Annotated in this window: 1 protein-coding gene; it reads left to right on the top strand. The window is 76.8% G+C overall.

What is annotated here, in order from left to right:
• A partial coding sequence (locus G3I65_RS29495) for a polyketide synthase dehydratase domain-containing protein (RefSeq protein ID WP_160698992.1) occupies positions 1-233 on the top strand: 233 nt, incomplete at both ends.

Here is a 233-nt window from a genome sequence, read left to right as displayed (position 1 = left end):
GGCACCGCGCTGCTGGAACTGGCCGTCCGCGCCGGCGACGAGGTCGGCTGCGACCACGTGGAAGAACTGACCCTCGCGGCGCCCCTCGTGCTGCCGTCCCGAGACGCGGCCGTGGTGGTCCAGGTGTGGACCGGCGCCCCCGATGACCGCGGTCGCCGCCCGGTCACGGTCTACTCCCGCGCCGCCGACGCCCCCGGCCTACCCTGGGTGCTGCACGCCAGCGGCCTGGTCGC

This window comes from Amycolatopsis sp. SID8362 (genome assembly GCF_010550475.1).
Lineage (GTDB): Bacteria > Actinomycetota > Actinomycetes > Mycobacteriales > Pseudonocardiaceae > Amycolatopsis > Amycolatopsis eburnea.
The sequence above is the reverse complement of the archived record's forward strand: the minus strand, read 5'-3'. Positions and strand labels throughout refer to the sequence as shown.